Here is a 24,361-nt window from a genome sequence, read left to right on the forward strand (position 1 = left end):
GCCTCACTTTCTAAAATTCAATACGGTACTTACGTATGGTTGGCTTCTAGTTTCTTTAAATCATCATAGAACGTCGGGTAGCTGACTTCAACTACTTCACTCCCGATTACGTCAATTTCTTCATTTAGCGTCGCCGCAATCGTCAACATCATCGCTAAACGATGATCCCCGGCACTGTCGACCGTCCCTGCAGTCAGCGGTGTCGGACCTTCGATGATCATGCCGTCCGCCGTCGCTTCGATTTTTGCCCCAAGCTGTCGAAGTGAGGCGACGACCGTCTCAATCCGGTCTGTTTCTTTGACACGGAGCTCAGCTGCGTCACGGATCGTCGTCGTCCCGTCTGCTTGAGTTGCGAGTAACGCAAGCAGTGGAATTTCATCAATCAACGAAGGAATTTGTTCCCCTTCAATCGTCACCGCTTGCAGTGATGTCGACTCGACGGTAACGTCAGCCACTTCTTCGCCCGCCACTTCTTTTCGGTTCGAAATTTGAACACTTGCCCCCATCTGACGTAATACTTGCAAAAAGCCAGTCCGTGTCGGGTTCATCAGGACATGTTCCGTCGTAATGACGCTGTCTTCGCCAAGCGCAGCCGCCGTCCACCAAAAAGCGGCAGAAGACGGGTCACCCGGTATGTCGACCGTCGTCGCCGCAAGTCTTGCCGGCCCTTTAACCCGGATATGCCGCCCGTCTTCAAAGTCTTCAATGACAACATCAACACCGAATTGCGGTAACATGCGTTCCGTGTGGTCTCGCGACAAGATCGGTTCAATGACCGTCGTTTCACCTGTCGCGAATACTCCTGCGAGCAAGACCGCACTTTTTACTTGAGCACTTGCGACTGGCAACGTATACGTTGTTCCGATGAGTGGTTTCCCCTCAATCCGGAGCGGTGCATAACGCCCTTCGATTTGTGCACCAAGCTGCCCGAGTGGGATCGTCACCCGGTCCATCGGTCGTTTCTGTAAGGAAGCATCCCCCGTCAACTCATACGTTGCTTCGCCTCCTGCTAAAATGCCAGTCAATAAACGAATCGTCGTCCCCGAGTTTCCACAATCGATCGCCGCCGACTGGAGCACGTCCGTTCCCGTTACAGCGATTGTTTCACCCGTTCGTTCGACCTTCGCACCAAGCGCTTCGACGGCATGTAAAGAAGCGAGGCAATCTGCTCCTTCGAGGGCATTCGTGATGACCGTCGTCCCTTCGGCGATTCCGCCGAATAAAAAAGCACGGTGTGTCATCGATTTATCTCCTGGTACTTTAACCTTTCCCGTTAAACCCATTCTAAGCACCTCACAGTCATGTCATAAGCAGATTTCAATCGGTCTGCCGAAATTTCCTCTAATTTAAATTTCCCGTTTTCCATTAAGACGAATCGAATCGCATGATTATTTTTTTTATCCCGTCTCATGTAATCCAGATAGACTGAAAAAGACTCGCGTGGAGGCAACTCGACACCGAGACGGATCAACAATTGACCGATTTGATTTGCTTCTTCCAATCGTCCCTCTAGCACCTTCACGAACACAAGACCGATGCCAACCGCTTCACCGTGGGCGAGACGTTGACTCGCATATTCGACTGCATGACCAAACGTATGGCCATAATTCAAAAAAGCACGGATGCCTTGTTCCTGCTCATCTTGTTCGACGATCTGTTGTTTGACCTGAATGCCCCGTGCGATCCACGACTCGAGCGGTAATTGTTTGATGTCGGCTAATGTCACATCTAACCATCGCTCAGCGAATGGTTCAGGTGCAAGCAACCCATGTTTGAATAATTCAAAAAAACCGCTTCTCCATTCGCGGTCCGGTAAGGTTTGCAAAAATGTCGGATCGTACAATACAGCACACGGTTGATAAAAAGCTCCGACTAAATTTTTCCCGCGTGTTAAGTTCAACCCAACTTTCCCACCGACGCTTGAGTCGTGTGCAAGTAACGTCGTCGGTACTTGTACAAACGGGATTCCCCGTAAAATCGTCGCTGCGACAAATCCTGCAAGATCGCCAACCATTCCTCCGCCAAACGCAAGGACGACCGTCCGTCGTGTCACGCCGCCGGTAACTCCCGCTTCAAGCAGTTGTCCGTACGTTTCAAGCGACTTGCTGCCTTCGCCCGGTGCGACATGACTCGTCAGGATCGGGGTTCCTGGAAAAAGATTGTGCAGTTGTCTGAACAGCGTTTCTAAGTGCAATGCACTAACCGTCTGATCGGTAATGATCCAAAACCGATCAGTCGCCCTTGCTTCCGCGACATCCGCCAGATGCCGCAAAGCACCCGGTTCAATGTAGACCGGGTACAGGCGACTTGCTTTGATTAAGAGTTGCGTCAAAACAGACGCACCTCCTCCTTGTAGTCAGAGACCGCTTGCGTCAACCGTTCCATCGTCGAACTGCCGAACATCTCAAGGACGGCTGCAGCGATTTCGAAAGCAACGACGGCTTCGAGGACGACAGCTGCTGCCGGGACGGCACACGCATCACTTCGCTCGATTTGCGCCGTAAACGGTTCTTTCGTCTCGATATCGACGGACTGCAAGGGACGGTATAACGTCGGGATCGGTTTCATCGCCACTTGGACCCGGATCGGCATCCCTGTCGACATGCCCCCTTCAATCCCTCCTAAGTGATTCGTTTTTCGCGCGTAACCTGCTTCATCATGAACGATTTCATCCTGGACCGTACTGCCTGGACGGCGTGCTAAATCAAAGCCATCACCAAACCCGACGGCTTTCATCGCATTGACACTGATGACAGCCTGTGCAATCCGACTATCGAGTTTCATGTCGTTTTGAACGAACGAGCCGATTCCTGGGACAAGACCGGTGACGACGACTTCGACTTCGCCACCTAACGTATCCCCTTCTTGCTTCGCCTGATCAATTGCCTGCATCATCCGTTGAGTCGCGACTTCGTCAGCACAACGGACGGGTGAGGCCTCAATCTGTTCCCGACGTGTCGTCGGATCAACGGCATCAGCGTCGATGCCACCGATTGAACGGACGTGCGAAAATAAATCGACTCCGAGTTGCGTCAGCAATTGCTTCGCTATCGCTCCGACGGCAACACGTGCTGCCGTTTCACGTGCCGACGACCGTTCGAGGACATCCCGTAAATCACGATGACCATACTTTAACCCACCGACGAGGTCAGCATGACCCGGGCGGGGACGTGTTAATGTCCGCGGGCGCTCGAGTTGCTCTTCTAACGGCTCTGCCTGCATGACTTGTTTCCAGTGCGTATGATCTTTATTTTCGATGAACAGACTGATTGGTGCTCCCGTCGTGTACCCGTGACGAACTCCACCACGGACGTCAATCGCATCCTGCTCGATTTGCATCCGGCGTCCACGCCCGTATCCGCCTTGGCGTCGTGTCATCTCGGCTTGAATTTTTTCAAAGTCGATCGTCAGTCCGGAAGGAACACCATCGATGATGACGGAAAGCCCTTTTCCGTGTGATTCTCCTGCAGTCATGTAGCGCATATGCCTCATCCCTTCACGTACCGTTATATTTTTTCATAAAAGAAACTTTGTTTCATTTTCAAGCCGAACCGTTCAGGCTGGAAGATTTGTTCCGTCCCGCCGACGAATAGAATACCACCCGGCTTCAAGGCATCCACAAAGGAGCGGTATACATGTGCTTTCGCTTCTTCCGTAAAATAAATCAGAACGTTCCGACAGATGATTAAATCAAACCCACTATCATATCGATCGCCTAATAAATTATGTTTACTGAACCGGACGAGCCGTTTAATTTCAGGAACGACCTCAAACTGTTGGTCCTGTTCTACGAAGTATCGTTTTTTCCGTGTCTCAACGACCTCATTCAAGGCGGAAATCCCATACCGTCCTTGTTTGGCTTTTTCAAGAACGATTTCATCTAAATCCGTCGCTTGAATCGTAAATTGGGAAGGTTCCATGATTTCGTTGAGGATCATCGCAAGCGAATACGGTTCTTCCCCCGTCGAACAAGCAGCACTCCACGTCCGAATCCGCCCATGTGCCCGCGCTTGAAGGACTGGTAAGATATCTTGTTCAAGTTGTTGCCAACGAATTGGGTTTCTAAAAAATTCACTGACATTGATGGTCATCCGATCTAAAAATTCTTCATAGAGGGTCTCACTTTTTTCCATCGCTTGCATATAAGAGGCAAACGTATCGTGACCTTTCTTATCTCGTAAAGCCGTCAAGCGGCGCTTCATTTGTGCTTCTTTATATTGTCCTAAATCAATCCCTGATTTTTTCAAGAAACGTTGGATAAAAAGTTCATAATCGTCCATATTACACCTCACTGGTCCTCTCTATCATCGGTCACCCTCCATTCAAAAGATGACCTTATCTTATTCTCTATAGTAGCATAAAGCCATTTCCATTCCAAAACACAAAAAAAGACGATTGAGCCGTTGCTCAATCGTCCAAATCATTCCAATTCACATTATGCGTTTACAGGCTGTCCTTGAAACCAAAGCCCTAGTTCACGCTCCGCACTCTCAACACTATCTGAACCATGGATGACGTTTTCGCTCATCGTGTTCGCGAAATCTCCCCGAATCGTCCCCGGTAACGCTTCTGTTGGTTTTGTTTTACCAATCATCAATCGTGAAACGGATACGACATCCACTCCTTCGACACGTAAGGCAATGACTGGACCAGATGTCAAGAAAGTGACCAACTCTCCGAAAAATGGTTTTTCAGCATGCTCAGCATAATGTGCTTTCGCCAATTCTTCTGACGCTTGCATCATCTTCATGTCACGAATGACAAATCCTTTACGCTCGATCCGGCCGATGATTTCCCCAATCAATCCGCGTTCGACGCCATCTGGTTTGACCATTAAAAATGTTTGTTCCATTTTTTAATCCCCCTATGAATTGCTTTTAGAAAAGCGCTTACATAGTAAGTTTACCCGTAAACGGAACATGCGGCAAGAAATTTTTGACAGTTATTTAGCCTTTTCGTTTCCCGACGTACCGCGCCACTTCTTCAAGCGACCGTTTGGCAGACGACTTCGGCAAATGTTCTAGACGTTTAATCGCGCGCCGAATGTAGAGATCGACGGTCTGTTGTGTTCGATCGAGCGCATCAGACGCATGAAGTCGCTCAAGTAGTGGGGCAACGTCTTCATGCGAAGGCATCGATTGAATCTTGACGAGTTCTTCAAAAAAGGCTGGATTTTCTGAGGCGTAGAAGACCGGTAATGTTTTATGCCCATGACGTAAGTCTTCTGCGACCGGTTTTCCGAGCTCAGCCCGGTTCGCCGTAAAATCGAGCAGATCGTCCGCAATTTGAAAAGCAAGACCGATGTCACGTCCAAATTGGCGCAAGGCTTTCGTATCCGCAGCCGAACAGTTGGCGACGATTGCGCCTAGGTGACAGCTCGCTTCAATCAAGATTGCCGTCTTGCGTTCGATCCGTTTAATGTATCGTTTAATCGATTGATGCCAATCATATTGATCGTAAATCTGTTCAATCTCCCCTTCACAAATCTCACGCATCGCATGTACCATGACGTGGACGAGTTCCGGTTTTCCGATTTCTCCAATCAATTTGACGGCTTCCCCAAATAAATAGTTTCCTGAGTAGAGTGCAACTTCCTCATCAAAACGCTGCATGACGGTCGGTTTGCCACGGCGAAGCTCCGCGTCATCGATGACATCATCATGGACGAGCGACGCCATATGGACGAGTTCGAGACTCGCGGCGACACGAACGAGTTCATCGCGGTCCGCCTGTCCAAATTTTGATGCAAGCAAAACGAATGCAGGACGAATCCGCTTGCCGCCAGCCTTCAAGAGTTGTTGTCCCGCAGCATCAATCGTCGGTTCTTCCGACGCGATATGACTCGTCAGGAACCGGTCAACTAAATTTACTTCTTTTGTTACATCACGGTAGATTGAATGCAGTGACATCTCACCACTTCTTCCCGAGGTGCATCGCAGCCGCTCCGCCCGCGAACGCCTTTACTTCCACCTGCATGAAGCCTGCTTGCTCAAATAATTGTTTTAGTTCGACACGGTCAAGGAATACCTCCGTCGATTCTTGGAGCCAGTTGTATTGATCAAAGGATTTCGCGAACAAGCGGCCGACTTGTGGCATGATTTTACCGAAGTATAACGAGTAGGCCTCACGGAAAATCGGAGCCGTCGGTTGACTTGTTTCTAAACAAACGACAGTGCCTCCCGGTTTGAGGACACGATGCATCTCTTTGATGACTTGAAGATAATCCGGGACGTTACGTAAGCCGAATCCAATCGTCACGAAATCAAACGAATGGTCCCCAAAAGGTAAATCCATCGCATTCCCGTGAATCAACTCGACGTTCTTCATCTCAAGTGCTTCGACCTTTTCAACGCCGACTTTCAGCATGTTTTCTGAAAAATCGAGCCCTTTGATGACACCTGTCGGACCGGCTGCTTTCGCCAGTTGAATCGTCCAGTCTGCTGTCCCGCAACAGAGATCAAGACACTTCGCGCCAGGAAATACGTTCATCCGGCGCATCGTTTCTTTTCGCCATAGTTTATGGAGACGGAAACTGATGATGGAATTCATCTGGTCATAGTTCGTCGAAATCGATTGAAATACCTCATATACCTTTTTTTCTTTTTCTTGTGTCTGCACGCCGTTCACCCTTTCAAAAATATTACGCTACTGCTATTTGCTCCAAATGCGATAATAACAATTGCTGTGCCTCATGCCCGAGCACCTTCGCCCGGTTTCGAATGATTTGTTGCCCTTCCCGTGTCAACCAATCTTGGCCACTGATCGTCGCTAGCCCTTGAACGAGTCCGTACTCCGCCGTCAACCACAGTAAGACATATTCTTCTGTCGACGTATAGTTTTGTTCATGCAGCGAACACTTCGCTTCATTCACGCGTTGGACGGTCTGACCGAGCGTCACGAGTACGGTTTGAGGAAGCGATGCTAATTCTTCAAAAAAGTAAGTCGAAAACAGATCGCCGGCTAACACAAGCAACTGCCGTTCTTTTGAACCACGTCTTGTCTCCCGAACCCGTTCGTGGAGCACAAGTGCGACGTTCGCATAATGGACTCCCTTTACAAGTGCCTGTCCATCTACTATCTCGTTCTGAGCGACATCAATCAACCAACTGATCTGTTCACGATCGATGGAAGGGAAATCCACATGTCGAGCTAGTTGAGTCGTCTGTTTGTGTGTGAGTGCCGAAATGATTTCTGTCATGTGTAGCTCTCGTTGGTCCATGCTTTTACCCCCCGATCTCCAGTGCCATCTCGTTGATGGATGTTCTTCTTTTTTAATATACCATAATCAACGCTTTTTCACGCCTTTGAATACCCACAAAAAAAGCCGTCCGAGGAAATCCTCGAACGACTATGTAGTCAAATTACTTGACTGCATCTTTCAATGCTTTACCTGGTTTGAAGGCAGGTACTTTGCTTGCTGGAATTTCGATATCTTCTTTCGTACGTGGGTTACGACCTTTACGGGCAGCGCGCTCACGAACTTCGAAGTTACCAAAACCAATCAATTGGACTTTTTCTCCAGATTGGAGTGTCTCAGTGATCGATTCGAATGTTGATTCAACAACTTTAGTCACGTCTTTTTTTGTAAGACCTGATTTTTCGACGACCGCTTGAATGAGTTCAGTTTTGTTCATTACTTTCACCCCCTCCCAATCACTTCTTCGAGGCTAATCATACCTTATAAACGTTGCTATTACAACATTTTCGTATGAATCCTTATCAATTTTCTGATTCTTCGATCGATTCTTCAGAAAACACAGGTTCGCCTTTTTCGTTAATTGTATAGCTTTGAGAGTATGCCGGAACAAAAGGCTGATCCTCATAGAGCAAATACCGAATATCTTGCCCGACTTTTGGCTTTTCCTTCGCTGTTTCAACTGCTTTCTTCAATTCGGGAAGATAATTTACAAACAGTTGACCTTGACCATCGACATAGATATCCAGTTTCGTATCTGAATACGGACTTGGAATCTTCGGTTCTTCTTTGATGAACAACTTTTTGTAGTCCAGTGTAAATTGGTTTTTCCCAATCGATCCTTTGAAGGGATACTTTTCATTTTTCTTTCGATACGTATCAATCCGAACTTGCAGTTTTTGTAATTCTTCCGCTACGAGCAAATCCATCAACTTAACCGTTGGCTTGTCTTCGACATCGACCAACAGATAAATGAACGTCCCGCCTCCTTCAAAACTGTTAGACGGCGGATCGCTCATGTAGCGTGGAATTAATCGACCGAGTTCGATTTGATAACGTTCCATCAAAGGAGTGTTCGCTTCTTTTGTTTTAATCGGTAATACACCCGTATCTTTTTGATACGCGTTCACCGCTTCTTGAACCGTTCGGATCTGTTCAGGATACGGAACCCGGTTCGATGGTTTTTGACTATCCGGGAATAAACATCCCGATAATAACATGACAGGTAACAACATGAAGACAATCAATAACTTTTTCATGCGCTCGGTCCTGCCATGACGATGAAGACCATGATGATTGAAGCGACGATAAAACACATAAAGGCAATCGTCGAGACGAGAACTTGCCAAACCCCCGTCAATTTCGTCCGGCTGATCGTGACCAGTAAGACACTGATCGCAAACAAGCCGATTCCTCCGAACGAAATCCACATTTTTAATAATCCTGGACTCAAGGTTTCCACCCCACTCCGTTAATCTTTCGTCGTAAATAGATGTTCAATTTCATTCTTTTGCGGACGTTGCATCAACTTCCGTACTTCTTCTTCCGGCGTATGCCCGTCAAAGAGGACGTGATAAAGCGCCGTCGTAATCGGAAGTTCACACTGCTTCGTTTCCGCTAAATCATAAGCAGCTTGTGTCGCACGGACACCCTCGACGACCATGCCCATGTTTTCAAGGACAGTCTCCAGTTTTTCACCCCGACCGATTGCGTTGCCCGCCCGCCAGTTCCGACTGTGGACCGACGTGCAGGTGACGATCAAATCGCCCATCCCTGTCAGACCTGTGAAGGTCATCGGGTTTGCACCGAGCAATGTGCCAAGTCGTGCGATTTCGACCATCCCACGGGTGATCAATGCCGCTTTCGCATTATCTCCGTAACCTAAGCCATCCGTCATCCCTGCTGCTAAAGCAATGATATTTTTTAATGCACCGCCAAGTTCCGCCCCGATGATATCCGCATTTAAGTAGACACGGAAATTTTCATTCATGAACAGTTCCTGGACACGTCCCGCTTCTTCCAAATCAGCAGAAGCAATCGTCACCGTCGTCGGCTTACGTAAAGCCACTTCTTCTGCGTGTGACGGTCCAGTCAAGACGCAGACTGCCGTCCGTTTCGCTGGATCGATTTCTTCCTCAATCAATTGGGATAAACGTAAATGTGTCTTCGGTTCAATTCCTTTAGACGCATGAATGAGCACGACAGGTTCTGTTAATCGTTCATTCAACTGGCGTGCAACTGCCCGAATCGCAGAAGACGGGGTGACAATCAAAATATGGGAGCAGCCCATGACTGCCTCATCTAAGTTCGTTGTCGCCCGTAGCGATTCCGGCAATTTAACACCAGGCAGAAATTGTGTATTCTCATGATTTTCATTAATGGCATCAACATTTTTTTGATCCCGGCCATAAAGTACGACGTCATGTCCGTTATCTGCTAAAACGAGCGAAAGCGCGGTTCCCCAGCTCCCAGCTCCAATGACTGCAATTTTTTTCATCATGATAGTCACCCTGCCTTATTGTTTTTGACGTGCCAAAATTCGAATCGGCGTTCCTGTGAAATCAAATGCTTCCCGAATTCGGTTATCGAGATACCGTTTGTACGAGAAGTGCAAGAGTTCTGGATCGTTGACGAACAAGACGAACGTCGGTGGACGAGAAGCCACTTGTGTCGCGTAGTTGATCCGAAGACGCACTCCTTTATCTGTCGGAGCCGGGTTCATCGCGACCGCATCGACGATGACATCATTCAAGACGCTTGTTTGAATCCGTTGGGCATGACTTTTCGCTGCTTGATTGATGACAGGGAGCAATGTTTGAAGACGACGTTTCGTTTTCGCGGATACGAAGACGATTGGTGCATAATCGAGGAAGCGGAATTCTTCACGAATTTCTTCTTCCATTTTCTTCATCGTTTTATCATCTTTTTCGACAGCGTCCCATTTATTGACGACGATGACGATTGCACGTCCTGCTTCATGCGCATATCCTGCGACTTTCTTATCTTGTTCGATGATTCCTTCTTCGCCATCGAGGACGACACAGACCACATCTGCCCGTTCGATTGCCTTTTGAGCACGCATGACACTAAAGCGTTCTGTCGACTCATAGACTTTTCCGCGTTTGCGCATACCAGCCGTATCGATGATGACGTATTCTTGATCGTCACGTGTGAACGGTGTATCAATTGCATCGCGCGTCGTTCCAGCCACACTTGAGACGATGACACGTTCTTCACCGAGAATCGAGTTCGTCATACTTGACTTCCCGACATTCGGGCGACCAATTAATGCGAACTTAATTGTGTCTTCATCATATTCGATGTCTTCTTTGTTCGGAGCTAGTTCGAGGACGCGGTCCAGCATATCCCCTAGTCCAAGACCATGTGTTCCTGAGATCGGATACAAGTCCCCGAATCCTAACGAATAAAATTCATACATCAAGTCGCGCATTTCAAAGTTATCGACTTTATTAACTGCGATGACGACTGGTTTGTTCGAACGGAATAACATGCCAGCGACTTCTTCATCGGCAGCCGTGATTCCTTCTCGTCCATTGACCATGAAAATAATGACGTCTGCTTCATCGATCGCAAGCTCCGCCTGGTGGCGCATCATTTGAAGTAAGGGCTCATCCCCGACTTCGATTCCACCTGTATCAATCAAATGAAAATGACGATTGAGCCATTCTCCAGTTCCGTATATACGGTCGCGGGTAACACCTGGCTTGTCTTCTACGATCGAAACCCGATCTCCAATCACCCGGTTAAAAATCGTCGACTTTCCGATATTTGGGCGACCTACGATCGCCACTACTGGAATTGCCATCCCAACACCTTCTTTCTCTTCTCTCGCTTCATAGCCGTTCTATTGTATCAAATCAAGCGCTCTTATACCACATCTAACCGAAACATAAAAAAAGCAGACACAAATCGTGTCCACTTTTTGGTGACATTTATTCTTTTGAATCTGAATCTTTATCTGCTAAGTCGGCAACCGAGAACCCTTCATTTTGATCCGTATACTGTGAATAATCATCTTCTTCCGTCTCTTCTTGTTCCAGAACACGGGTCGAAAGCGAAATCTTGTGTTCATCTAAATGCACTTCCAAAACTTTCGCTTCGATTTCTTGTCCCTCTTCCAATACTTCAGACGGAGAACTGATATGACGGTTGGCAATTTGGGAGATATGAAGCAATCCCTCGACTTGTGGCGCCAGTTCAACGAATGCGCCGAACTGAACGAGGCGACGAACACGTCCCTTGACGATGTCACCGGCTTCAATTTTTCCTTCCATCTGTTGCCACGGACCAGGTTGCGTTTCTTTAATCGACAGCTTCACTTTTTCCGTGTCACGGTCAACACCAAGTACTTTCACCTCGACTTGTTGTCCTTCCGTCACGATGTCAGATGGACGTTCGACACGATGATGTGCCATTTCCGAAATATGAACAAGACCGTCGACACCGCCGATATCGACGAATGCGCCGAAGTCCGTCAAGCGCTGGACCGTCCCTTCAAGGATTTGACCCACCTCAAGGTTTTCAAGTGTCTCTTTTTTCTTCGCATTGAGTTCGCCTTCGACGACCGCTTTATGCGAGAGAATAACACGATTTTTTTCTTGGTCAAGTTCAACGACTTTTACTTCGATCGAACGACCGATATAGTCAGAGAAGTCTTCGACATAATGCCGTTCTACGAGTGATGCCGGAATAAAGCCACGTACGCCGATATCGACGACGAGTCCACCTTTGACGATGTCTTTGACGACGACTTCAAAAATTTCAGCTGATTCATACTTCGCTTCGACTTCATCCCATGCTTTCAAGGCGTCAACCTCACGTTTTGAGACGACGACTTCTTCATCTGTAATTTTCTTCACTTTCACTTGTAATTCATCACCGACTTTTAGCACACCCCGTATGTCATCCAAATGGAGACTTGAGACTTCGCTAATCGGCAGGATTGCTTCTGTCTTATATCCGATATCAATGAGTGCTTGCTTGTCTTCAATCTTCACGACCATCCCAGTAACTACCTGGTCCCGATGAATTTCAAAATCAGGCATATCTTTCATTTCTTCGACCATTCCAACACAACCTCCTCACGATGAGTACAAGAAACGTATTTCTACGTTTATCCTTCTTTAAACTTCTTACAATTCTGACTATTTGTCAAGGTTTTACGCTTGATTGTAGTAGACGCCTTTGATTTCTTCTAGAATTCGTTCTGAAATGGCTTTCGCCGCCCCACGCTGGTCACGTAAGTCTTCGATATCGACCGGTTTGCCAATGACGACCCGCATCGTTTTGAACGGTCGATAATTGCCGATGATGGCAACAGGAACGATTTGAGCAGGTGAACGGAGCGCAAAAAATCCGACGCCCGGCTGTGCTGCCGTGAATTCACCAGGTGCTGATCGGGTGCCTTCCGGAAAAATCCCGACGGTTTCATCTGTTTTTAACAACTCGATCGTCCGCTTCAATGCTTGACGGTCGCCTTGTCCACGACCGACCGGATACGTCCCTGCTGCCGTCATCAATTGTTTTAAACCCGGAATTTTAAACAATTCTTCCTTCGCCATATAGCGGACGGAGCGGCTCGTCGGAATCGCGCTGACTAAAAAGACAGGATCCCAGTTCGAGCTATGATTCGCACATAATAAAATCGATCCGTCCTTCGGTAAATTCTCTTTCCCGGTCACTTTCAGCCGGAAAACAGTTTTAGCGATGACGAGCACGACGAATCGCGCTAACCGATAGGCGGAGTCTGTTCGTCTCATTTCAAGACTCCTTCCGCAAGTTCTGTCAGACGGAGGACGACTTGATCAATCGTTAACTCAGTTGTATCGAGATAAATAGCGTCTTCCGCTTGTTTGAGCGGCGAGACTTCTCGTTCACTATCTCGCTTGTCACGCAAGGCGATTTCAGCTTGTAATGCCTCTAAATCACTCTCCATGCCACGTGCGACGTTTTCACGGTGACGACGACCTGCCCGCTCTTCGACGGTCGCTGTCATAAATACTTTGAGTTCAGCATCAGGTAAGACGACTGTCCCGATATCGCGTCCATCCATGACGATGCCACCTGACTTTGCGACATGACGTTGCATATCGACGAGCGCCGAGCGAACTTGAGCATGTTTCGCGACGAATGACACATTGTTCGTCACTTCATTCGTTCGGATTGCCTCCGTGATTTCACGTTCGCCGATAAAGACACGTTGCCCGTTTTCGCCAGGTGTTAAACGGATATCAAGCGACTTCATCATTTCACCTAACTGATGACCGTCTTCTAAATCGATTCCTTGTTCAAGCGCTGCCAATGTCACGGCGCGGTACATCGCCCCTGTGTCAATATAGACGTAATCAAGATGTGCTGCTAATTGTTTTGCGATTGTACTTTTACCAGCACCAGCTGGTCCGTCAAGCGCGATTTGAATTTTAGTCATGTTTCATTCGTTCCTTCCGTTAGACCCATTTTTAAGCGGTTCGTAGTATCGAACGTTATCATAGCAAAAAAATCGGTTTAAGTGAATGGATTCCGACCACTCCGCGAATTTTTCATCTGAGCTTGATAACAGTGCCTTAAAACGAGTTCACGACTCCGGTCATGAATCTCCGTGAACTGAAATGCGAGTTCATAACGTGCTTCGCGCCGATCGATTCGGACTAATTCGCCGACGACATCGAGTGTGTGTGTCCCACCATTATCAGACGGCAACAAAAATGTCAGCTCAATTTCATCTTTCAGTTCGAGCGGCAGATGGTTTGCTAAAATCAATATTCCACCAGCCGACAAATCGAGCGAGACCGTCGTGAAGGGGTCAAATTTCTTTTTACGTGGGTGGAGTGCTACATCCAATAATTGCGGCACACGCAAGAACTGCCGGCGTTGGACATGTTCGATTTTTTCTTCACTCGGCCGCCGAATTGCATACCGTTGCCCACGGAGTGGATCATTTTGTCGTTCGACGATTTCTGCCTCAAAACCAAACAGCCGTCCTTTTTCCTTAAAGAAGTAAACTTGGATGTGTTCATTTTCGGATAAAATGAACGTTTTTAACGTCGACACTTCACTCGGCGCCTCAATCCAAATCAATCGATTCGTCACTGCCGTTACCTTTGTCCGCCCTTGCTTTTCTTCACTATTCGTGACCATTACTAAATCACCTGTTTGCATCATGTCAATCTCTCCCAGTCACTTCTATTCAATTACGATTAATCACTAGTTTTTCTTATACCGATGGTTGAGTCGGTTAGCACTCTTCACTTGATACAATCCGACACTCCATAATACGACCATAAAGATGATTGGAACGAATGAAATCCCACCATTTTCCAATATTAACAAATTAAACATACTATGTGCAATCATCGGGATGACAACCGATAAAATAAGCCAACGATTCGGATAAACCGAAAACTTCGCCCGTCCCATAAAAAATCCCATCAAGACGGCAAATAACGCATGCCCGGAAACTGGCAACAATGCTCTGAAGATCATGTGTTCAACCGTTCCATTGACCATCAAATACAAAATATTCTCGAGTGTCGCAAAACCAAGTGAACAAGCGACCGCATAAATGATTCCATCATAATAATCATTGAAACGTTGATGGATGTACACCGTATAAAAGACGATGAACCATTTCGCAAACTCTTCCGTGACGGCCGTACGAATCAGACGAATCGATTCACGCCCCCCGAATTCATTTTGAATGATGTAGTCGATGAACATCAATGGAAAAACGAGTAGGATTCCAAAAATGAAACTACGTAGTATATAGCCAACAGGCTCAGCCTCATGTTCATGTCGTAAATAAAAATAAGTAAGTAACGCAATTCCTGGGGCGATTCCTGAGAAAACGATTGGTAACACGTCTCCTCCCCCTTCCTGTTCCTTAAGAATAAGCGTTTCGGTAAAAAAAGAAAACCGCGTCCATTGTATATCTTCAAAAAAAAGGTACAATATGAATGAAAATGTGCGGAAGGAAGGTGAAGACTCCCTGTTCCTAATAGGGAGGCACTCTAATGAAAAAATTACTTTTAATCCATACGGGTGGCACGATTGCGATGGCCCAAAACCACGCCGGTCACGTATTACCGAACGATATCAATCCGCTTGACGCCTCATTACCACGGGCGACGGACATCGCAGACATCACGACAAGACATTTTGCGAACCTGCCTTCTCCCCACATCACACCCGATATCATGTTACGCCTGGCTCACTTCATCAAAGACGAACTCCAGTCCGGCTACGACGGTGTCGTCGTCACACACGGGACGGATACGTTAGAAGAAACTGCTTATTTCTTACAGTTGACAATCGGGGCACCGATTCCGATCGTCGTCACTGGTGCGATGCGCTCGTCAAATGAAGTCGGATCAGACGGCGAGTTCAATTTAATCACGGCACTTCGTGTCGCCGTCAGTGATGCTGCAAAAGGGAAAGGTGTGCTCGTCGTCTTTAACGGTGAAATCCATTCCGCTTTCAACGTTACAAAAACACATACATCGTCTGTTGATACGTTTAAGTCCGTCCACTTCGGAAACCTTGGGATGGTCACGAAAGATCATGTCTTTTTATTCAACACACCGTTATTAAAGCCGACCCATATGGTGACGAAATTAACGAAACGTGTCTCCGTCCTAAAAGTTTATGCCGGGATGGAACCCGATCTTTTACTCGCCGTCGGGGAGCTCGGATATGATGGACTGATCCTTGAAGTACTCGGTCAAGGAAACGTCCCCCCAAGCCTCGTCGATGCCATCAGCCAATTGACTACGAAAATGCCGATTGTCATCGTCAGTCGGTGCTTTAATGGAATCGTCCAAGATGTGTATGGGTATGTAGGTGGCGGACAACAACTGAAAGAACTCGGGCTCATCTTCTCGAACGGGCTGAACTCACAAAAAGCTCGGCTTAAACTGATGATTGAACTTGAAATCGGAGCGACTCATCAAGAACTCGAGACCTCCTTCCAAGTCGAATGACACACATGAACGGGACAGCGTCAAGTAACACTTTTTTACGCTCCCGACCCGGTCTCTTGAAAAGAGGACGGACATTTCGACCGGAATACAAATCAAAACGCCGATGATTCCGTTTGGCTTACGGAATCATCGGCGTTTTCTATACACAGACAAGGATATTCAGCGGTTAAATCCACAATCCTTGTTTTGTTTAAAAGGAGTTTTTTCCTGCCGACACTTCTTACGGTTGAGCTGTCTTCCGCTTCAACCGTTCCGAAAGACTCATTGCAATCAATTCACCGTGGAAGCGTCCATTTTCGATGAAAATTTTATTCGCGTCATATCCTGCCGCGACGACACCTGCGATATAGATGCCCGAAACATTTGATTCCATCGTTTCTTCATCGAAGTCCGGAATGCCCGTCTCTTTGTCAATGACGACACCTGCATCCGCGAACAATCCGACATCCGGCGTATATCCCGTCATCGCAAAAACGAAATCCGCTTTAATCGAAGTCGATTCTCCCCGTTCTTTATAATGAACGTGCGTCGGTGTGATCGAATCGATTGTTGCGTCAAACACCATATTGACCTTCTCTGCCCGTACGAGCGCTTCGAAGTTCGGGAGGACCCACGGCTTGATTGAAGGGCTGTACGCTTCGCCACGATACAACAGCGTGACGTGTGCGCCTGCTTTTTCAAGTTCGATGGCAGCATCGACGCTTGAGTTCTTCCCACCGATGACAACGACTTCCTGTCCATAAAACGGGTGACCTTCTTTAAAATAATGGAAGACGTGTGGCAGTTCTTCACCTGGTATGTTCATTTTGTTCGGTAAACCGTAGTACCCCGTCGCTAAAACGATGGCACGGGCCTCGCGCGTTACTTCCTCTTCTGAACGGATTGAGCTGACCTCAAAACCGTCCTCTATTTTTTTGATATGTTGTACCGTCTCAAACGGACGAATTGTGAGTTGTTTCCGCTTGACGACCTCGCGATAATAAACGAGGGCATCTTGTCGTTTTGGTTTCAGTTCCTTATTGATGAACGGGACGCCACCAATCTCCAATTTTTCACTACTCGAAAAGAATGTTTGGTGTGTCGGATATTGATAAATCGCTTCGACGATATTTCCTTTTTCAATGACTTCGACGGACAAGCCGCGATCTTGCATTTCAATCGCCGCTGACAAGCCACAAGGACCTGCACCAATGATGATACAATCCAGCATAGTTCCTTCTCCTCTTCCACGTGCTTTTTTTTCATCTTAGCAAAAATAAGTAGCAGAAGAAAGAATTTACCCTAGACAAAAAGCCCACCTCTTTCGAAGTGGACTTTCTCTTCACTTAGACCCAACCACGGAAACGTGACGCTTCCGCCATTTTTCGGACGCCGACCATATACGCCGCAAGACGCATATCGACATTCCGTGTATGTGCCGTTTGATAAACTTGGTTAAACGAATTCACGAGGACTTTTTCAAGTTTTTCGTGCACTTCTTCTTCCGTCCAGTAGTACCCTTGGTTATTTTGGACCCACTCGAAGTAGGACACTGTTACGCCACCACTTGAAGCCAGTACATCTGGAACGATTAAGATTTCACGCTCTGCTAAGATTTTCGTCGCTTCGTTCGTCGTCGGACCGTTCGCCGCTTCGACGACAATCCGAGCTTTAATATCATGCGCGTTATCTTCCGTAATTTGATTTTCAATGGCTGCTGGAACGAGAATATCACATTCAAGTTCTAACAATTCTTTGTTTGAAATCGTATTTTTAAAGAGCGTCGTTACCGTTCCGAATGAATCACGACGATCGAGTAAATACGGAATATCAAGGCCGTTCGGGTCGTGTAATGCCCCGTAGGCATCACTGATTGCGATGACTTTCGCACCTAAATCATGCATGAACTTCGATAAGAAGCTTCCGGCATTACCGAATCCTTGAACGACGACACGTGCACCTTCTAACGTAATGCCCTTTTTAGCGGCTGCTTCCCGGATCATGATGGCGACACCTTTTGCCGTCGCCGTCTCACGCCCGTGCGAACCACCGAGCACTAACGGTTTTCCAGTAATGAAGCCAGGTGAGTTGAATTCATCAATCCGGCTGTACTCATCCATCATCCACGCCATGATTTGTGAGTTCGTAAAGACGTCTGGTGCTGGAATATCCTTCGTCGGACCAACGATTTGGCTGATTGCCCGGACATAACCGCGGCTTAACCGTTCAATTTCACGGAAACTCATTTCACGTGGATCACAAATGATACCGCCTTTACCACCACCATACGGTAAGTCAACGATTCCCGCCTTTAAACTCATCCAGACGGATAATGCCTTGACTTCGACTTCTGTTACGCTCGGGTGGAATCGAATACCACCTTTTGTCGGACCGACGGCATCATTATGCTGCGCACGGTATCCGGTAAAGATTTTAGTCGATCCATCGTCCATCCGGACCGGAATCCGTACTGTCAGCATCCGGAGCGGTTCTTTTAGCAATTCGTACATCTCGTCTGGATAACCTAATTTTTCAAGCGCCTCTTTTACGATTTCCTGTGTTGCTTCAAGTACGTTTTTCCGATGATTTGCATGTTGTTGGTCAGTGATCATTCCAACGTTCCTCCCCATAAGTGGCATCCCCTATGCCGTTTCCTTGTTCGGATAAAGTATACCTTTTTCCACGGTGTAATGAAAGGGGTTCCGACTATATTTGTAAGCGCTTTCTATCATCTGCTTTAATTCGGTCATTTTATCTTGTTAGAAGTCGCTTGGTGACGTGTAATCGCAAGCATGATAAAGGATTCAACTAACTCCGGATACTCCATTCCGATTGCACGTGCGCCGTCCGGGAACAAACTCGTTGCCGTCATTCCTGGTAATGTATTCGTTTCTAAAATAACGGGATGTCCAATCTCAGGGACAAGGAAATCGGACCGTGAATAGCCTGAGCACCCGAGCACTTGATGCGCAAGGACTGCCCATTCCTGTAATTGTTGTGTCGTACTCGTATCAAAATCAGCAGGACAGATATGTTCTGAACCACCAACTGCATATTTTGATTCATAGTCATAAAACTCATTTTTAGGGATGATCTCAATGACAGGTAATGCCTTTTCAGCACCTTTTTGACCGAGAACCGGTACCGTCACTTCTCGTCCTTTAATGAACTGCTCAATCAAGACTGCATCATCTGCTTGAAACGCTAGCTCGATTCCATCACGCAACATCGTTTCATCTAGCGCAATCGTCAAGCCATTTGAAGATCCTTCTTGGGCTGGTTTGACGACACATGGGAATTCTCCGCCCCATTGCTCGATCTTAGTCACGATATTGTCACCACGTTCAATCAATACATCACGGGCAATCCGAATCCCGGCTTTTTCAAAATGGAGCTTCGAGCGCGCTTTATCCATTGCTAAGGCAGACGCCAACACACCTGAACCCGTATATGGAATATCTGCCAGTTCTAGTAAGGCCTGGACTCGACCATCTTCTCCATACTTCCCATGAAGAGCAATGACGGCGACCTCGACATCCAGACTGAAGATTTCTTCAGCACGCTCCGGATGGAAATCAATCGCGACGACATCATGTCCTTTTCCTTCCAACGCTTGAATCACGGATTTCCCGCTACTTAACGAAACCTCGCGTTCTCCTGAAATCCCACCATATAATACTGCCACTCTCATACTCTTCACTCCTTCATCTTACGTTCACTGTTTATCATACCACCACTTTTTATACGAAAAAATACAAAATGGTGTTAACGACGAATTCCTATTAAAAAAGACCACGCTTCCGAAACGATTCGGTCGGGTGGTCGATAAAAAATCATGACATTCTTTTTCATGACAAACGTTCAATCGGTCAGACAGAAAATGCCTCAACAATCATTTCGATTGCATTTGAACGTGTGACGACTTTACCGTACTCCGCCATCATGAGCGGACTTTTCGGACTCGGGTTTCCGTATTCAGACAAGACCGTCGTGACGGTCCGCTCGAGTGCCTCTGGCATCCGTTCTTCAAAGTAGAGGTAATACCGTCCTTCAAAGAAATAAAGACTTCCTCCAGTTTCTGTCTTGACTGCATGGCGCACGAGCCCGTGACTCGCTTGAATGACATCCTCGAAATTATCGAGTTGATAAAGCACATGATGGACGATATCCACCGTCATCCGGATTTCGACTTGATCAAACTCCTCAAACGTTTCTTCCGGTAGTTCGCCTTCACGCCGGACATCCACCAACATCCCATCATTCGGGAAGAATGTCACAAAAAATTCGAGTGTTCCAGCAGCGTGGAACCCAAAATTAGACTCGGCTTCCTCTAATAAATTACGCAACAGGTCCTGTCCCTTCCCGACTGCCAGTGTTTCTGGACGAACATCATGAACAGACAGTTCCTGCTTGCTGATGAACACACGTAAATGACCTTGTTTGAATTTCTCAAATCTCATGTTAGACTCCTCCAGTCAATACCGAAGAAAACCATTTTCTCCGTTCGATATGAATCACACTATACACCAGTTGTTGGAGTGAGTCGACTTAACCAGCTTTTCCAAGCAATGTCGTCTGTCCCGAGGAGATGTTCTCCGTACTTTTCAGGGCATTGATCGACCGCATACCCCCCGAGACCAATCTCAACCGTTGGGACGAGACGCCCTAACTCCTCAATCGCTTCATCGAGCAACGGTAAGTGATCGGAAATCGTACAAGACAGTACGACAGCGCGTGGCGCGAGTTGCTTCGTCACCGTCACAAGATCGATGACAGGAATACCCGCCCCGAGGAAAATGACGTCGAATCCCGATTGACGCAAGTATAACGTAAAAAATAAGAGACCGAGTTCGTGTTCTTCTTCCGGAGCACAGACACAGATAATCCGTGGTAAAAACGGATTGATAGGCATTTGCAACGATAACGTCGACAGGCGTGCCCGTAAAAAAGCGGTCGCGAAATGTTCATGCGCAATCGTAATTTCGCCACTTTCCCATTTCAAACCAATCTCGTGCAGGAGTGGTCCGACGATGTCTTGAATCACCTTATCAAAGCTAAACATCGAAAATGCTTTGTTCATGATATCATGCGCATGTCGTTCTTCAAACGACGTCAATGCTTCAAACAACTGTTCGCGTAGTTCAACACCATAATCGAGCGGAAGTTCGGTTCGACTGACAGGCATTTCATACAATTGAATTGCCTTCGAGACCGACAGCCCCTCTTTTTGTTTATCTACAATCCAGCGCAGCTTCGCGACATCACTATCACTATAGATGCGATGTCCCGATTCACTACGATCCGGATCGAGTACCTGATACCGTCGTTCCCAAGCACGAATGGTCGTCGGGTTGAGCCCCACTAATGCAGCGACTGCTTTAATATTATATTTCCCACGATCCATGCATCGTGCCTCCTTCCTCTTCCCTTTCAGTATACCCGTAAAGGAAAATAATCTCCGTTCACAATGTGCCCTTACATCATGAAACCAAGAGAAACGAAGGCAATAATGATCGTAATCATAAGCAGTGTTAATGTAATGGCTAATGGATTTTTTGCAAAAGGTTGCTTCAGTCGCTCATTTCTCCCGTGTTCAATTCGGGAGGCACGTGGCGGCAAACTTGATTTTACTTCTTCTTGGTTACTTTTTCGTTGATCGTATTTACTCAATTTCATCACCTTTTCTAAAAAATAAGGATATTATTAGTTTACACTGAATCGGCTGATGAAAAAAAGACTTCTTCGAGTCGGCGTTCCCAATCGAGTACGCCGCCACTTTTTAATTTCGCGTGCGTAGTCGTCGTCGTGTTTCCACAGTTATCACAACAACGGTCCTGAATGATTCGTTGTTCGTCAAAGTGGTTTAAAATAAATCCACGTCGACAAGATGTACTTTCAATATAATTTGTCATTTGCATAAGTTCACGTAAACGTATCTTTTTTCGGCTTTCCTGCCACTTGATGATGGTTTCACGTGACCATCCATCAAGGAGTTGTGCCTTCAGCAACCGATAAGCCGGGTCCTCTCCATCGAGCCGCAACCGTTTTTCCGTCACGTCGATTGCTTCGTTTTGTGCACGGGCTGCGAAGAGTTGGTCAATCCATAACGTCGGTGCATATTGCTTATCCACTAAAAAGTGTTGGAGCCGTTGATCTCCCGCTGCGTAAAGGAGTAACGCCGTCGAAGGTTTTCCATCCCGTCCCGCCCGCCCGATTTCTTGCATGTAGGCTTCAATCGTTGCCGGCATCGAATAATGGATGACCGTCCGGACGTTCCCTTTATTGACACCCATACCAAACGCACTCGTACAGACAAGACATTCGATTTCATCATGTAAGAATTGTTGTTGGATCAGTTGACGATCCTCTGTTTCTAATCCCGCGTGATAGTGCGTCGCGTTCGGAATCATACGTGCGACACGTTCCGCTTCACTCCGTGTCGTCGTATAGATGACACACGGACGTTCCGTTTTCGTTAACCAAGTAGTGAGCGCACGATCTTTTTGGTCCGGCTCGACTTGTTCGACGATGAATTGGATTTCTGGACGATTGACCGAATGCCGAATGACCGTCGGATCGGATAACATCAGTCCTGCTAAAATATCCTGTTCGACTTGCGACGTCGCTGTTGCCGTCAGTGCAAGACAAGGCGGATTTCCAAGTTCTTTCCGCACCGCTCCTAATCTCGCATATTCTGGGCGAAACTCATGTCCCCATTGCGAGATGCAGTGTGCCTCATCAACGACGAACAAATTGATCGTTGTTTGACGGAGCTGTTGTTTGACGAACGGGACCGCCAATTGTTCCGGCGACAGATAGAGATACCTGAGCCGGTGCAAGTGCTGTAAAATGTCGTCTTTTTCTTCTCGTGTCTCGAAAGACGTCAACTTCGCGACGGCCCGTTCCCCACGACTTTTGATTTGCATGACTTGATCTTCGATTAAAGATAATAAAGGAGAGAGGATAATCGTCAAGCCTTCCGGTTGAAGATAGGAAGGCAATTGGTAACAAATCGATTTCCCTCCCCCGGTTGGTAACATCGCCAAGGTATCGTGTCCCGCCAATACGGACTCGATGATTTCCTTTTGTCCCGCCCTGAACCGGTCATACTTAAAATACCGCTCAAGTACCGCTTCCATCATGTTTCCTCCCATCGTGTCCTCGCGAGGGCAATTCGAATTTGAAAATAGTCAATTTCGCTTGTCAGTTCTGCCTTGATTCGCTTTAAAGAATAGGTATGTTCCCGGTTCACGACCTGTTTGACTTCATTCCACTCTGCTTCTCCAATAAACTGTCCAAGCGGAAAGACATCACTATACATCGCGATTTCGACGAGGTGATCTTCCATCGTACTTTTTTTCAGACGTCGCCGATGGGCGATTTCGTCCAGCGTCTGTCCACGCTTTAACATCTCCCATGTCTTTTGTGCCGATTGTGTCATCTTTGATTGATCGATATCACTGCCGAGCTGCAAAATAATACTCGTTTCATTTAAATGACGCAAACACTTGCGCCATGCCATGATGAATTCGAGACGAAGCGACAGCGTGTCACTGTCGAGTTGCTCCTGTAGTTGAGGATAAGATAAACCCGTTTTCAGACCGGACAGACGATAGCTGATAAGCGTCGCTTCCCGGTCTGACAGTTGACGTAACGCGTCTCGCAACTCACGATGGATGCCTTCAAGCCATTGTTTTCGATTCGGTATGTGTTTAATCTGTTGCCTGACCCACTCTTTCGTCGCGACGTCTTGTTGAATCGGAACAAAGGTAATCCGTTGTTCCAGACAGACAAGCGTTTGGATGAGCAGACTGATTCGCTTCCATAACGTAATTGAAAAGCCACGTAACTCACCGCCTAAGTCGTCAATCAGAAATGGTGCCGCGACTTGCGCTTTCCCGATCTCCGTCACCCGTAACGTCGTATCTCTTTCGATTAGCCCTTGTCGTTCCAATTCTGTCAGCAGGCGGTCAAAAGTTTCACGTTTAAACGGTAACATCCCGAAGACGGGTTCAAGTTCATAAAAATGTGCGTCTTGCAAAGACGTTGCCGACCGTTTCCCTTGTAAAACATGATACAGGCTTCGGTCCGTCCGTTCATCCCGCAGACGTGTGACTGCTTCAAGCAGCATTTGATTGACAATCGTCAACTCCATGTTCTACTCCCCCCGCTCCTTAACGCATCAAACTCA

26 protein-coding genes are annotated in these 24,361 nt (G+C 47.1%); 1 reads left to right on the forward strand and 25 read right to left on the reverse strand.

Features of this window, described 5'->3' with window-relative positions; genetic code table 11:
- Positions 1 to 29: 29 nt before the first annotated feature.
- The 18 genes from aroA to prsW all read right to left on the reverse strand — a co-directional run bounded on the left by aroA (position 30) and on the right by prsW (position 15,073).
- The gene (aroA, locus tag KNQ04_RS08455) at positions 30 to 1,283 is read right to left on the reverse strand and encodes a 3-phosphoshikimate 1-carboxyvinyltransferase (RefSeq protein ID WP_214849415.1); all 1,254 of its coding nucleotides are present in this window, start codon (positions 1,281 to 1,283) and stop codon (positions 30 to 32) included.
- Positions 1,274 to 2,332, reverse strand: a complete 1,059-nt coding sequence (gene aroB, locus KNQ04_RS08460) for a 3-dehydroquinate synthase (RefSeq protein WP_214849418.1) — start codon at positions 2,330 to 2,332, stop codon at positions 1,274 to 1,276. Before aroB ends, aroA begins: the two co-directional genes overlap by 10 nt.
- Positions 2,329 to 3,483, reverse strand: coding sequence for a chorismate synthase (aroC, locus tag KNQ04_RS08465; RefSeq protein WP_214849421.1), 1,155 nt, complete (start codon positions 3,481 to 3,483; stop codon positions 2,329 to 2,331). Before aroC ends, aroB begins: the two co-directional genes overlap by 4 nt.
- 23 nt (positions 3,484 to 3,506) lie before the next feature.
- On the reverse strand, positions 3,507 to 4,280 hold the full coding sequence (locus tag KNQ04_RS08470) for a CheR family methyltransferase (protein WP_214849424.1): 774 nt from the start codon (positions 4,278 to 4,280) through the stop codon (positions 3,507 to 3,509).
- Positions 4,281 to 4,435: 155 nt separating this feature from the next.
- Positions 4,436 to 4,852 (reverse strand): nucleoside-diphosphate kinase, encoded by a 417-nt coding sequence (gene ndk, locus KNQ04_RS08475; protein WP_214849427.1) that lies wholly within the window; start codon positions 4,850 to 4,852, stop codon positions 4,436 to 4,438.
- A gap of 94 nt (positions 4,853 to 4,946) precedes the next feature.
- Entirely contained in the window at positions 4,947 to 5,909 is a 963-nt protein-coding gene (locus KNQ04_RS08480; protein ID WP_214849430.1) for a polyprenyl synthetase family protein, read from the reverse strand.
- A gap of 1 nt (position 5,910) precedes the next feature.
- Positions 5,911 to 6,618, reverse strand: a complete 708-nt coding sequence (locus tag KNQ04_RS08485; RefSeq protein WP_214849432.1) for a demethylmenaquinone methyltransferase — start codon at positions 6,616 to 6,618, stop codon at positions 5,911 to 5,913.
- A 22-nt stretch (positions 6,619 to 6,640) separates the two neighbouring features.
- The gene (locus KNQ04_RS08490; protein WP_214849438.1) at positions 6,641 to 7,219 is read right to left on the reverse strand and encodes a heptaprenyl diphosphate synthase component 1; all 579 of its coding nucleotides are present in this window, start codon (positions 7,217 to 7,219) and stop codon (positions 6,641 to 6,643) included.
- 142 nt (positions 7,220 to 7,361) lie between these two features.
- Complete coding sequence (locus tag KNQ04_RS08495; RefSeq protein ID WP_012370671.1) at positions 7,362 to 7,634, reverse strand: HU family DNA-binding protein; 273 nt, start codon at positions 7,632 to 7,634, stop codon at positions 7,362 to 7,364.
- Positions 7,635 to 7,719: 85 nt separating this feature from the next.
- Positions 7,720 to 8,454 carry a hypothetical protein gene (locus tag KNQ04_RS08500; RefSeq protein ID WP_214849440.1) on the reverse strand — a complete coding sequence of 245 codons (735 nt, stop codon included), beginning with the start codon at positions 8,452 to 8,454 and terminating at the stop codon, positions 7,720 to 7,722.
- A complete protein-coding gene (locus KNQ04_RS08505; RefSeq protein ID WP_251136955.1) occupies positions 8,451 to 8,648 on the reverse strand; it encodes a DUF2768 domain-containing protein in 198 nt (65 codons plus the stop codon). The genes KNQ04_RS08500 and KNQ04_RS08505 overlap by 4 nt, the downstream gene beginning before the upstream one ends.
- An 18-nt stretch (positions 8,649 to 8,666) precedes the next feature.
- Positions 8,667 to 9,692, reverse strand: a complete 1,026-nt coding sequence (locus KNQ04_RS08510) for an NAD(P)H-dependent glycerol-3-phosphate dehydrogenase (protein ID WP_214849758.1) — start codon at positions 9,690 to 9,692, stop codon at positions 8,667 to 8,669.
- Positions 9,693 to 9,710: 18 nt separating this feature from the next.
- On the reverse strand, positions 9,711 to 11,021 hold the full coding sequence (gene der / locus KNQ04_RS08515) for a ribosome biogenesis GTPase Der (protein ID WP_214849449.1): 1,311 nt from the start codon (positions 11,019 to 11,021) through the stop codon (positions 9,711 to 9,713).
- 127 nt (positions 11,022 to 11,148) lie between these two features.
- Entirely contained in the window at positions 11,149 to 12,282 is a 1,134-nt protein-coding gene (rpsA, locus tag KNQ04_RS08520) for a 30S ribosomal protein S1 (RefSeq protein ID WP_214849451.1), read from the reverse strand.
- A gap of 93 nt (positions 12,283 to 12,375) precedes the next feature.
- The gene (locus KNQ04_RS08525; RefSeq protein ID WP_214849455.1) at positions 12,376 to 12,975 is read right to left on the reverse strand and encodes a lysophospholipid acyltransferase family protein; all 600 of its coding nucleotides are present in this window, start codon (positions 12,973 to 12,975) and stop codon (positions 12,376 to 12,378) included.
- The gene (gene cmk, locus KNQ04_RS08530; protein WP_214849465.1) at positions 12,972 to 13,643 is read right to left on the reverse strand and encodes a (d)CMP kinase; all 672 of its coding nucleotides are present in this window, start codon (positions 13,641 to 13,643) and stop codon (positions 12,972 to 12,974) included. Before cmk ends, KNQ04_RS08525 begins: the two co-directional genes overlap by 4 nt.
- Before the next feature lie 77 nt (positions 13,644 to 13,720).
- On the reverse strand, positions 13,721 to 14,377 hold the full coding sequence (locus KNQ04_RS08535) for a flagellar brake protein (protein WP_214849473.1): 657 nt from the start codon (positions 14,375 to 14,377) through the stop codon (positions 13,721 to 13,723).
- A 42-nt stretch (positions 14,378 to 14,419) separates the two neighbouring features.
- Positions 14,420 to 15,073, reverse strand: coding sequence for a glutamic-type intramembrane protease PrsW (gene prsW, locus KNQ04_RS08540; RefSeq protein ID WP_214849475.1), 654 nt, complete (start codon positions 15,071 to 15,073; stop codon positions 14,420 to 14,422).
- Positions 15,074 to 15,225: 152 nt separating this feature from the next.
- On the opposite strand from prsW, the gene KNQ04_RS08545 reads away from it, so the two are divergent.
- Positions 15,226 to 16,191, forward strand: a complete 966-nt coding sequence (locus tag KNQ04_RS08545) for an asparaginase (protein ID WP_214849477.1) — start codon at positions 15,226 to 15,228, stop codon at positions 16,189 to 16,191.
- Positions 16,192 to 16,411: 220 nt separating this feature from the next.
- Here the strand turns inward: KNQ04_RS08545 and KNQ04_RS08550 are convergent, their stop codons facing one another.
- The 7 genes from KNQ04_RS08550 to KNQ04_RS08580 all read right to left on the reverse strand — a co-directional run bounded on the left by KNQ04_RS08550 (position 16,412) and on the right by KNQ04_RS08580 (position 24,325).
- Positions 16,412 to 17,401 (reverse strand): YpdA family putative bacillithiol disulfide reductase, encoded by a 990-nt coding sequence (locus KNQ04_RS08550; protein ID WP_214849479.1) that lies wholly within the window; start codon positions 17,399 to 17,401, stop codon positions 16,412 to 16,414.
- A 115-nt stretch (positions 17,402 to 17,516) separates the two neighbouring features.
- Positions 17,517 to 18,782 (reverse strand): Glu/Leu/Phe/Val family dehydrogenase, encoded by a 1,266-nt coding sequence (locus KNQ04_RS08555; protein WP_214849481.1) that lies wholly within the window; start codon positions 18,780 to 18,782, stop codon positions 17,517 to 17,519.
- Between the two features lie 134 nt (positions 18,783 to 18,916).
- Complete coding sequence (locus tag KNQ04_RS08560; protein ID WP_214849482.1) at positions 18,917 to 19,861, reverse strand: D-alanine--D-alanine ligase; 945 nt, start codon at positions 19,859 to 19,861, stop codon at positions 18,917 to 18,919.
- A 178-nt stretch (positions 19,862 to 20,039) separates the two neighbouring features.
- Positions 20,040 to 20,630, reverse strand: coding sequence for an adaptor protein MecA (locus KNQ04_RS08565; protein ID WP_214849484.1), 591 nt, complete (start codon positions 20,628 to 20,630; stop codon positions 20,040 to 20,042).
- 59 nt (positions 20,631 to 20,689) lie between these two features.
- The gene (locus tag KNQ04_RS08570; protein WP_214849486.1) at positions 20,690 to 21,574 is read right to left on the reverse strand and encodes a MerR family transcriptional regulator; all 885 of its coding nucleotides are present in this window, start codon (positions 21,572 to 21,574) and stop codon (positions 20,690 to 20,692) included.
- 304 nt (positions 21,575 to 21,878) lie between these two features.
- Entirely contained in the window at positions 21,879 to 23,309 is a 1,431-nt protein-coding gene (locus KNQ04_RS08575; protein WP_251136956.1) for a RecQ family ATP-dependent DNA helicase, read from the reverse strand.
- Positions 23,309 to 24,325, reverse strand: a complete 1,017-nt coding sequence (locus KNQ04_RS08580) for a YpbB family protein (protein ID WP_214849491.1) — start codon at positions 24,323 to 24,325, stop codon at positions 23,309 to 23,311. Before KNQ04_RS08580 ends, KNQ04_RS08575 begins: the two co-directional genes overlap by 1 nt.
- Positions 24,326 to 24,361 lie beyond the last annotated feature (36 nt).

Origin of the sequence: Exiguobacterium sp. s193, from assembly GCF_018618755.1 — a bacterium.
In the GTDB taxonomy this organism is placed as follows: domain Bacteria; phylum Bacillota; class Bacilli; order Exiguobacteriales; family Exiguobacteriaceae; genus Exiguobacterium_A.

Bases quoted from the DNA above. Each gene is read 5' to 3' on its own strand.
- KNQ04_RS08545 (WP_214849477.1), top strand. From the start codon at position 15,226: ATGAAAAAATTACTTTTAATCCATACGGGTGGCACGATTGCGATGGCC.
- KNQ04_RS08565 (WP_214849484.1), bottom strand. From the start codon at position 20,630: ATGAGATTTGAGAAATTCAAACAAGGTCATTTACGTGTGTTCATCAGC.
- KNQ04_RS08535 (WP_214849473.1), bottom strand. From the start codon at position 14,377: ATGATGCAAACAGGTGATTTAGTAATGGTCACGAATAGTGAAGAAAAG.
- KNQ04_RS08480 (WP_214849430.1), bottom strand. From the start codon at position 5,909: ATGTCACTGCATTCAATCTACCGTGATGTAACAAAAGAAGTAAATTTA.
- KNQ04_RS08555 (WP_214849481.1), bottom strand. From the start codon at position 18,782: ATGATCACTGACCAACAACATGCAAATCATCGGAAAAACGTACTTGAA.
- KNQ04_RS08560 (WP_214849482.1), bottom strand. From the start codon at position 19,861: ATGAGAGTGGCAGTATTATATGGTGGGATTTCAGGAGAACGCGAGGTT.
- rpsA (WP_214849451.1), bottom strand. From the start codon at position 12,282: ATGGTCGAAGAAATGAAAGATATGCCTGATTTTGAAATTCATCGGGAC.
- KNQ04_RS08495 (WP_012370671.1), bottom strand. From the start codon at position 7,634: ATGAACAAAACTGAACTCATTCAAGCGGTCGTCGAAAAATCAGGTCTT.
- KNQ04_RS08525 (WP_214849455.1), bottom strand. From the start codon at position 12,975: ATGAGACGAACAGACTCCGCCTATCGGTTAGCGCGATTCGTCGTGCTC.
- KNQ04_RS08550 (WP_214849479.1), bottom strand. From the start codon at position 17,401: ATGCTGGATTGTATCATCATTGGTGCAGGTCCTTGTGGCTTGTCAGCG.
- KNQ04_RS08490 (WP_214849438.1), bottom strand. From the start codon at position 7,219: ATGGACCAACGAGAGCTACACATGACAGAAATCATTTCGGCACTCACA.
- KNQ04_RS08470 (WP_214849424.1), bottom strand. From the start codon at position 4,280: ATGGACGATTATGAACTTTTTATCCAACGTTTCTTGAAAAAATCAGGG.
- ndk (WP_214849427.1), bottom strand. From the start codon at position 4,852: ATGGAACAAACATTTTTAATGGTCAAACCAGATGGCGTCGAACGCGGA.
- aroA (WP_214849415.1), bottom strand. From the start codon at position 1,283: ATGGGTTTAACGGGAAAGGTTAAAGTACCAGGAGATAAATCGATGACA.
- KNQ04_RS08580 (WP_214849491.1), bottom strand. From the start codon at position 24,325: ATGGAGTTGACGATTGTCAATCAAATGCTGCTTGAAGCAGTCACACGT.
- der (WP_214849449.1), bottom strand. From the start codon at position 11,021: ATGGCAATTCCAGTAGTGGCGATCGTAGGTCGCCCAAATATCGGAAAG.
- aroC (WP_214849421.1), bottom strand. From the start codon at position 3,483: ATGCGCTACATGACTGCAGGAGAATCACACGGAAAAGGGCTTTCCGTC.
- KNQ04_RS08510 (WP_214849758.1), bottom strand. From the start codon at position 9,692: ATGAAAAAAATTGCAGTCATTGGAGCTGGGAGCTGGGGAACCGCGCTT.
- KNQ04_RS08570 (WP_214849486.1), bottom strand. From the start codon at position 21,574: ATGGATCGTGGGAAATATAATATTAAAGCAGTCGCTGCATTAGTGGGG.
- KNQ04_RS08500 (WP_214849440.1), bottom strand. From the start codon at position 8,454: ATGAAAAAGTTATTGATTGTCTTCATGTTGTTACCTGTCATGTTATTA.
- KNQ04_RS08575 (WP_251136956.1), bottom strand. From the start codon at position 23,309: ATGGAAGCGGTACTTGAGCGGTATTTTAAGTATGACCGGTTCAGGGCG.
- cmk (WP_214849465.1), bottom strand. From the start codon at position 13,643: ATGACTAAAATTCAAATCGCGCTTGACGGACCAGCTGGTGCTGGTAAA.